The 8,294-nt window shown below is 51.7% G+C and carries 6 protein-coding genes, 1 other RNA gene and 1 other annotated feature; of the genes, 2 read left to right on the forward strand and 5 right to left on the reverse strand.

The genetic code is table 11. The annotated features are described in order from the left end of the window. Positions 1-103 precede the first annotated feature (103 nt). From TX77_RS10910 to TX77_RS10930, 5 genes are all read right to left on the reverse strand, one after another. The gene (locus TX77_RS10910) at positions 104-1,285 is read right to left on the reverse strand and encodes a phosphoglycerate kinase (RefSeq protein WP_044505121.1); all 1,182 of its coding nucleotides are present in this window, start codon (positions 1,283-1,285) and stop codon (positions 104-106) included. A 19-nt stretch (positions 1,286-1,304) separates the two neighbouring features. After that, entirely contained in the window at positions 1,305-2,327 is a 1,023-nt protein-coding gene (locus TX77_RS10915; protein ID WP_044505122.1) for a sugar-binding transcriptional regulator, read from the reverse strand. Positions 2,328-2,369: 42 nt separating this feature from the next. Continuing rightward, the gene (gene gpmI, locus TX77_RS10920) at positions 2,370-3,893 is read right to left on the reverse strand and encodes a 2,3-bisphosphoglycerate-independent phosphoglycerate mutase (protein WP_044505123.1); all 1,524 of its coding nucleotides are present in this window, start codon (positions 3,891-3,893) and stop codon (positions 2,370-2,372) included. A 142-nt stretch (positions 3,894-4,035) separates the two neighbouring features. After that, positions 4,036-5,064, reverse strand: coding sequence for a type I glyceraldehyde-3-phosphate dehydrogenase (gene gap, locus TX77_RS10925; protein WP_044505124.1), 1,029 nt, complete (start codon positions 5,062-5,064; stop codon positions 4,036-4,038). Between the two features lie 135 nt (positions 5,065-5,199). After that, positions 5,200-5,961 carry a YdcF family protein gene (locus TX77_RS10930; protein WP_044505125.1) on the reverse strand — a complete coding sequence of 254 codons (762 nt, stop codon included), beginning with the start codon at positions 5,959-5,961 and terminating at the stop codon, positions 5,200-5,202. A gap of 178 nt (positions 5,962-6,139) precedes the next feature. Between TX77_RS10930 and ssrA the strand changes: the two genes are divergently transcribed. Continuing rightward, positions 6,140-6,490: a transfer-messenger RNA gene (ssrA, locus tag TX77_RS13315) on the forward strand. 135 nt (positions 6,491-6,625) lie between these two features. Beyond that, positions 6,626-6,865, forward strand: a binding site (T-box leader). Between the two features lie 70 nt (positions 6,866-6,935). Continuing rightward, the gene (locus TX77_RS10935) at positions 6,936-8,291 is read left to right on the forward strand and encodes an MFS transporter (RefSeq protein WP_044505126.1); all 1,356 of its coding nucleotides are present in this window, start codon (positions 6,936-6,938) and stop codon (positions 8,289-8,291) included. Positions 8,292-8,294: the final 3 nt, after the last annotated feature.

Here is an 8,294-nt window from a genome sequence, read left to right on the forward strand (position 1 = left end):
TCCTTGGCCAGATCTGCCCGGTCCCGATCTCTTCGGAGCAGTCCGTCATGACAGCGGGAATTCCGGGCATCCGGCGTATGTATATGAAATAGTATGAAACGACTTATTTATCGCTTAAAGCAACGACGCCCGGGAGCTGTTTGCCTTCGAGGTATTCGAGGGAAGCACCGCCGCCCGTCGAGATGTGGCTGATTTTGTCAGCCAGACCGGTTTTGTTGACTGCCGAAACGGAGTCACCGCCGCCGACGATGGAAACGGCATCGGAATCAGCAACTGCTTTAGCAACGGCTTCCGTACCTTTGGCGTAGTTTTCCATTTCAAATACACCCATGGGACCATTCCAAACGATGAGTTTCATGGAAGCCAATTCTTTGGCAAAGAGTTCCTGGGTCTTGGTGCCGACGTCGAGGATCATCCAATCGGCCGGAACGGCATCGACAGCAACGACTTTGTGATCGGCATCGTTTTTGAATTCAGCTGCGACCATGACGTCGACCGGCAGGAGCAGTTTCGTCCCCTGTTCTTTAGCCTGAGCGATGAGTTCTTTCGCCAAGTCGATTTTATCGGCTTCGACGAGGGATTTGCCGATGCCATAGCCCTGAGCAGCCAAGAAGGTGTTGGCCATGCCGCCGCCAATGATCATGAGATCGACTTTCGGCAGGAGGTTGGAAATAACTTCGATCTTATCGGATACCTTAGCACCGCCGATGATGGCTGCGAAAGGATGAGCCGGGTTATCGACAGCCCCGCCGATAAAGCGGATTTCTTTTTCGAGGAGGAAGCCCGAAGCCATGGGCAGGAACTGAGTGATGCCGGCTACGGAAGCGTGAGCGCGATGGCAGCAGCCGAAAGCATCGTTGATGCCGACTTCAGCCAAGGAAGCGAGCTGACGAGCGAAGTCTTCGCCGTTCTTTTCTTCTTCCTTGTGGAAGCGGAGGTTTTCCAAGAGGAGAACTTCGCCCGGTTTGAGAGCATCGGCCATGGCTTTCGTTTCAGCACCGACGCAGTCGGGAGCGAATTTGACGTCGACGCCGAGGAGTTCAGACAGGCGTTTGGCGACCGGTTTCAAGGAATATTTTTCGACAACCTGTCCCTTCGGACGGCCGAGGTGGCTGGACAAGATGACAGCCGCATTATGTTCGAGCAAGTATTTAATCGTCGGCAGCGTCTTCTGGATACGCGTATCGTCAGTGATGTTGCAGTTTTCGTCAAGAGGTACGTTAAAGTCTGCACGGACAAAAACGCGTTTGTTTTCGACATTGACGTCGGTGATTGTTTTTTTCATGAATAGGTTCCTCCTCTAATTAAAGCAGTTGTATGATTTTTTCAGCCGCCCCTTCATCGGTGACCAGCGTTCCCGTATGGCAGGCCCGCATGACGCCGACAATGGCTTCAGCTTTGCTAGCACCGCCGGCTACGGCGATGACGTGAGGGTGATATTTAATTTCTCGCAGGGAAATGCCGATATTATTCGTCCCGTACAAAATCTTGCCGTCGAGGCCGCAGTAGCAGCCCAGCGATTCCCCACAGGCACCGAGGCTGTGCAGGGCATCGCGCTGGAGTGTCGTCATTCCCCTTTTTCGGGCCATGCGGTCGGCGCGGCCAATGCCGAAGATGACGACCTGCGCCCGGGCCGTCATGGCGACGTTTTCCTGGGTCTGGCGGTCGGCCTTCAGCATCATCTGCAAGGCAGAATCACTGAGTCCTTCGGGAATATGAATCATACGGTATGAACTGTGTGTCTTGGCAGCGACATTGGCAGCAATATAGTTGGCCTGTACTTCGACGTGGTTCCCCATGCTGCCCCGAGCCGGCAAAATGGTGACATTTGCCAGGCATTCCGGCAGCATCCGGGCCACTTCAGCCATGGTCGATCCGCCGCTGATGGCGACGGTGTCGACGCTGCCAAAAAGATCGTTTAAGAGCAGGGCACCGCGGCGCCCTAATTCTTCCTTCGCCGTCTTATCACTGTCGCTGTCACCGGGAACGATGTAGACATTCTTCAGACCCAGCTTCTGCCGGATTTGACGCTGGATATCGTCGAGGTTATTGAGACGCAGAAAGCATTCCAAGAGATCCGGCATGAGCCGCTTTCCTTCCGGTTCCATGGCAATGCCCAAGGTCGTAAAGCGGACGATGCCGCTGCGGCGCAGAACGTCGACGTGAGACCGGACGACGCGTTCAGAAAGCCCGGAAAGGCCGGCTAAGGTCCGGCGTCCTACCGGTTCGGCATCGGCAATATGCCGTAACAGTAAATATCGTTCCTTAATGGTCCCCATAACATCGGGAGCTATTTTTTGAAAGATACTCAGCGTATCTTGTTCCATCTTACTCTCTCCCTTCGAAATGCGGCAGAACGACGGAGATCATCACTGATCGATCAGGCTTTTGCCTGTCATTTCACTGGGAATATCCATTCCGGCCAAGGTCAGCATCGTCGGAGCGACATCGGCTAAGATGCCGTCGTGGAGATGAACATTTTTGTGTTCTTCACTGACCAAGATGCACGGTACATGATTGGTCGTATGAGCCGTATAAGGGCTGCCCGTTTCGGGATCAGCCATTTTTTCAGCATTGCCGTGGTCCGCAATGATGAGCAGCTGTCCATCGACAGCATGGAGGGCTTCGACGATTTTGCCGACGCAGGTATCCACCGTTTCAACGGCTTTGACAGCCGCTTCAAAAACACCCGTATGGCCGACCATGTCGGCGTTAGCGAAGTTGAGCATGATCATATCGTATTTATCGGCCTTGATCTGTTCGATGACTTTTTCCGTAACGATAGGAGCATTCATTTCCGGCTGCAGGTCATAGGTTGCAACCTTCGGGGACGGTACCAAGATACGGTCTTCGCCCTTGTTCGGTTCTTCTTCGCCGCCGTTAAAGAAATACGTGACGTGAGCGTATTTTTCCGTTTCTGCAATGCGAAGCTGGGTCTTGCCGGCTTTGGCCAGGACTTCACCCAAGGTATGGGGAATCCGTTCTTTGTCGTAGACGACATGGGCCGGAAGATCATCTTCGTAGCGGGTCATGGTCGCAAAGTAGACGTCCAATTTTTTCGGACGCGGGAATTCAGCAAAGTCAGGAACGACGAAAGCCGTCGTCAGCTGACGAGCCCGGTCAGGGCGGAAATTGAAGAAGACGACGCTGTCCCCATCTTCAACGGGATGTTTACGGATGACCGTCGGGACGACGAATTCATCGGAAACGTCGGCTTCATAAGAATGTTTCAAGCACGTGGCTGCATCTGGTTCCTGCGGTCCTTCTGCCAAGGCTACGGCATCGTAAGCTTTTTCAACGCGTTCCCAGCGTTTATCGCGGTCCATGGCGTAATAACGACCGCTGATGGTGGCGATTTCGCCGACGCCGAGTTCGGCGCATTTATCTTCCAGTTCCTTCAAGAATTCACCGGCACTGCGGGGCAGTACGTCGCGGCCGTCGAGGAAGGCATGGACATAGACTTTTTTCAAGCCGAAGCGTTTGGCCATTTCAAGGAGGCCGAAGAGGTGCTGTTCACTGCTGTGAACGCCGCCGGGAGAGACGAGGCCCAATAAATGGAGGGCTGAATCGTTTTTCTTGGCGTTTTCCATGGCACCGACCAAGGCCGGTTTTTCAAAGAAGGGACCTTCTTTGATGTCTTTCGTGATTTTGGTTAAAGCTTGGTATACGATGCGGCCGGCACCGATATTGAGGTGGCCGACTTCGGAGTTGCCGATCTGGCCGTCCGGCAAGCCGACATCTTCACCAGAAGCACCGAGGAAGGAATGGGGATATTCTTCCCAAAGTTTCGGCAAAACCTTGAGGTTCGCCTGGGCTACGGCATTATCTTTTTGGATATCGCTGCAGCCAAAACCATCCATGATGATTAACATTACTGGTTTTTTATTTGCCATTGTAGTGTTTTACTCCTTTTTGTAGTAAAGAAAAACAAAAAGGGCTGTCGCCGCAGCGACAGCCCCTTTCAGCGCTTTTCGATGTTTCAATCTGATTTGTAACGGGAGGCTGTTTACCCGTTGGGAAATGCGTCGCTACAAATTAGTGTTTGCTGTTGTAATCGTTCATTACGGCAATGAGGTTGAGGACCTTGTTGGAGTAACCGATTTCATTGTCGTACCAGGAAACAACTTTAACGAAAGTATCCGTAAGGGCGATACCTGCTTTAGCATCGAAGATAGAGGTAAGCGGGCAACCGAGGAAGTCGGAAGAAACGACGTCTTCTTCAGTGTAGCCGAGGATGCCTTTCAATTCGCCTTCGGAAGCTTTTTTCATAGCTGCGCAGATTTCATCGTACGTAGCCGGTTTTGCGAGGTTAACCGTGAGGTCGACGACAGAAACGTCGAGGGTCGGAACACGCATGGACATACCGGTCAATTTGCCATTCAATTCAGGAATGACTTTGCCTACAGCTTTAGCAGCACCCGTGCTGGACGGAATGATGTTGCCGGCAGCTGCACGGCCACCGCGCCAGTCTTTCATGGAAGGACCGTCAACGGTTTTCTGAGTAGCCGTCGTGGAGTGAACGGTCGTCATGAGGCCGTCTTTGATGCCGAAAGCATCGTTGAGGACTTTAGCGATCGGAGCCAGGCAGTTCGTCGTGCAAGATGCGTTGGAGACGATGGTCTGGCCTTTGTATGTGTCGGTGTTAACGCCGCAAACGAACATGTCTGCCTGACGGCCGTCTTCACCCTGTTTGGAAGGAGCGGAGAGAACAACATATTTAGCACCTGCTGCCAAGTGTTTTTCAGCGAGGTCCATCGTGAGGAAACGACCAGTCGATTCAACGACATATTCAGCGCCGACTTCGTCCCATTTGAGGTTAGCCGGATCCATTTCAGCCGTTACGCGGATTTTTTTGCCGTTGACGATGAGCTGGCTATTTTTGGCGTCAACTTCAATCGTGCCATCGAAGCGACCATGCATGGTGTCGTATTTGAGCATGTATGCCAGGTATTCAACCGGGCCGAGGTCGTTGATGCCTACGATTTCAATATCATCGCGAGTCTGAGCTGCGCGGAAAACAAAACGACCAATACGACCGAAACCATTAATACCAACTTTAATCATTGTCGATACACTCCTTTTAAAAACGAAAATAACTTTTGTATATAATTCTAAGAACTTAAAGGCCTTGCTACTTACAATGTAAGTATGCCACATCGGGCCGAATTTTGCAATACCATGGACGCTTTACGTCCCAATTTATTGCATTCCCAAAGATGCAGCAGCGATGCCGACGTATTCCTTGATGGCCAGACAGGAATTGAGGAGATAGGCCGATTGCGGCACGACAGTATAGGGCGACCAAATCGGATTCATATTGCTGCGGTAGTCAGACGGATAGGGAATGAAGTCCATTCCTTCACGGCTGAAGAACCGAGCTGCCCGCGGCATATGGAAGGCGCTGGTCACGACGATGGGCTTCTTCCAACCCTGCTGACGGCAAATTTCTTTAGAGAAAGCGGCGTTCTCCGCCGTATTTCGACTTTTATCGTCCATAAAAATTCGTGGTTCGGGAACGCCAAGGGACAGGAGCATCCGCTTTTCAATCTGCGATTCATTGGCCTCACCTTCGAGGACGGTTCCACCGGATAACAGGATAGGCAGATTCTTTGCTTTTTCCAAGCGAAGGGCTGTCAAGAATCGATTGGCCGCCGCACTTCCGACTTGACCGGTGCCGTCGACATCAGGGACACCGGCACGGGAGCCGCCGCCGAGTACGATGATGACGTCGCCGTCGAGAGCTTCCAGGGACGGTTGTTCATAGGCCATTTCCAAAGGTTGGATGAGGATGTCTGAAACAGGCTCCGTCGACAACAGATAGAAGACGGCCGTAATGACCAGCATGGCCCACCGGCCGCTCGCCTTCTTTCGAAAGAGCCAGGCCGTCAAAATCATAAAGGCCAATACGATACTGCCTATGGGCAAAATCCAAGCGTAAATCCATTTAATAAGATACAACATGTACGTGACACCTTCTTACGACTCTGCTGCGAGTCTGTTCGATGAGAGGCACTATCAGAAAAAGGGAGATGCCCCATCGTCGCTACTATTATATCATAAGACCCGTTGAAGACCAGTTGGCAATTTGTAAAATATATGTTATACTTAATTTGAATCTCTATGGGGGTTCTCCATCCATGGGGATGTAAAGGTTTCGACGTGGATGGTTGTATCATGAATAGCGAGCCGGGGTTTCATCTGCCCGTAAATCGGTGAACCTTTTAAATTAAACGCAAAAGAAAACAATTTTGCTTTAGCTGCCTAAGGGCGGCTAACGTCTCTTGCTGCTAATCCTGCGGGCAGTTTGCAGACGTCACTTAGCGGGATACCACATGGTTTTGCCTGGCAGCCGTGTCGGGAAACTCACAGGCTGGAATCGTCTAGTTTGTCCTTGTACGAAAACGGTTCAAGATACTAACAAGGTCTGCGCTCGGAGAAGTTCATGGGGCAGCATTTACGGACAGGAGTTCGACTCTCCTCATCTCCACCAAATTCAAAGGACTATCGTCACTCGGTAGTCCTTTTTTATTGAAAAAATGCCTATACCCTTATTTTTTTCGTTTTCATCCTTGACAAACCTTTTACGCAGGTCTATGATAAGGTGCATAACTTAAACACGATATATTGACATTCGATGACGAGAAAGAGTACAGCTTTGCAAAAGTACACAGCGAGCCGGGTATGGTGAAAGCCGGCAGCCGGAGGAAGCATGGAAAATCATCTCTGAGGATTGCAGTTGAAATGAGTAAACTGCACCGTCTGATCCACGTTACAGGAAATGCGTATGATAGTACGTTACAAAGAGCCTTGCGTCTTTTGGCAAGGAATATCGGGTGGTACCGCGGATAAAACTTCCGTCCCTTTAGTGGGGCGGGAGTTTTTTTATTTCATGTTTATCTTATGACAATCTAACTTATCATTAGGAGGAATGCATCATGGAAAACATCAATTTCGACAGTCTTAAACGGCGGAGAGATCTGCGCATTATTTTACCGGTCTTTCTCGTTTCGATTATTGCCTGCATCGACCGCGTCAACATTTCCTATGCCAAGCTGACCATGACCCAGACATTGAGCTGGCTGTCCCCTGAAGTATACGGTTTTGGCGCCGGCATTTTCTTCGCCGGTTACCTGCTGCTGGAAATCCCCGGTTCCCTCTTTGCCGCTAAATTCTCGGCGTCGAAATGGATTGCCCGCATCATGTTTACTTGGGGTGCCGTCAGCCTTTGTATGGCCTTCGTTACGACGCAGTGGCAATTCTACCTCTGCCGCTTCCTCTTAGGTGCCTCGGAAGCCAGTCTGTATCCGGTCATTTATTCGCTCTTATTCCCCCGCTGGTTCACAGCCGCTGAACGGTCCCGGGCAACGTCTCTCATGCTGACCTCCCTGCTTCTTTCGACCATCGTCGGCGCCCCCATCGCCGGCGTCCTTTTGGAACACTCTTTCTTCGGTCTCTTAGGCTGGCAGGAACTGTTCATCCTTGAATCGATTCCGGCCCTCATCTTTGCCTTCTATTTCTTACTGGCCGTCAAGGACCGTCCGGACCAAGTCCATTGGCTGACAGACGCTGAAAAAGAATACCTGACGACCATGTATGAACAAGAACAGAGAGCCATGCAGCACGTGAAAAAGTATACCGTCCTCCAAGCCTTTACCGATGCTAAAGTCTTAAAACTCTGCTTCATCTACTTCCTTTGGGTCGTCGGTTTCTGGGGCTTCTACTTCTGGATGCCAACAGTCCTGAAAAACCTCTCCGGCTGGTCGACATCCCTCATCGGCGGTGCCATCGCCATTCCCATGGCAGCGGCCCTCGTCGTCCAGTTGATCATCGGCCATACGGCAACCGTTACCGGCGATAAGGTATGGCACGTCTTCGCAGCTCTCACCGTCGGCGCCGTCGGTCTCGGCCTGTCGCCCTTTGCGCACAACATGGGCGTCGCCCTGTTTCTCATCTGCCTTTCCGCTATCGGCATCCACGCTTCCATGGGCGTCTGGTGGACCATTCCGACGACCTTCCTCTCCGGTCCGGCCGCTGCCGGCTCCATCGCCCTCATCAATTCCTGCGGCAACCTGGGCGGCATGTTCGGCCCCAATATGATGGCTTGGGTCCAGGCTCAAACCGGAAGCTTCGCCATGGGCTACTACTTAATGGCCATCTTCATGTTCAGCGCCGGACTCTTAGTCCTGACCTTGAAATATAAGGTAAACGGCACGGTAAAAGAAGATGTACACCTCGATACACGAACAAATACGACAGGTTACACCGGCACCCAGCCTAGCGTAACCCATTAAGCT

The organism is Megasphaera massiliensis (genome assembly GCF_000455225.1).
Lineage (GTDB): Bacteria > Bacillota > Negativicutes > Veillonellales > Megasphaeraceae > Megasphaera > Megasphaera massiliensis.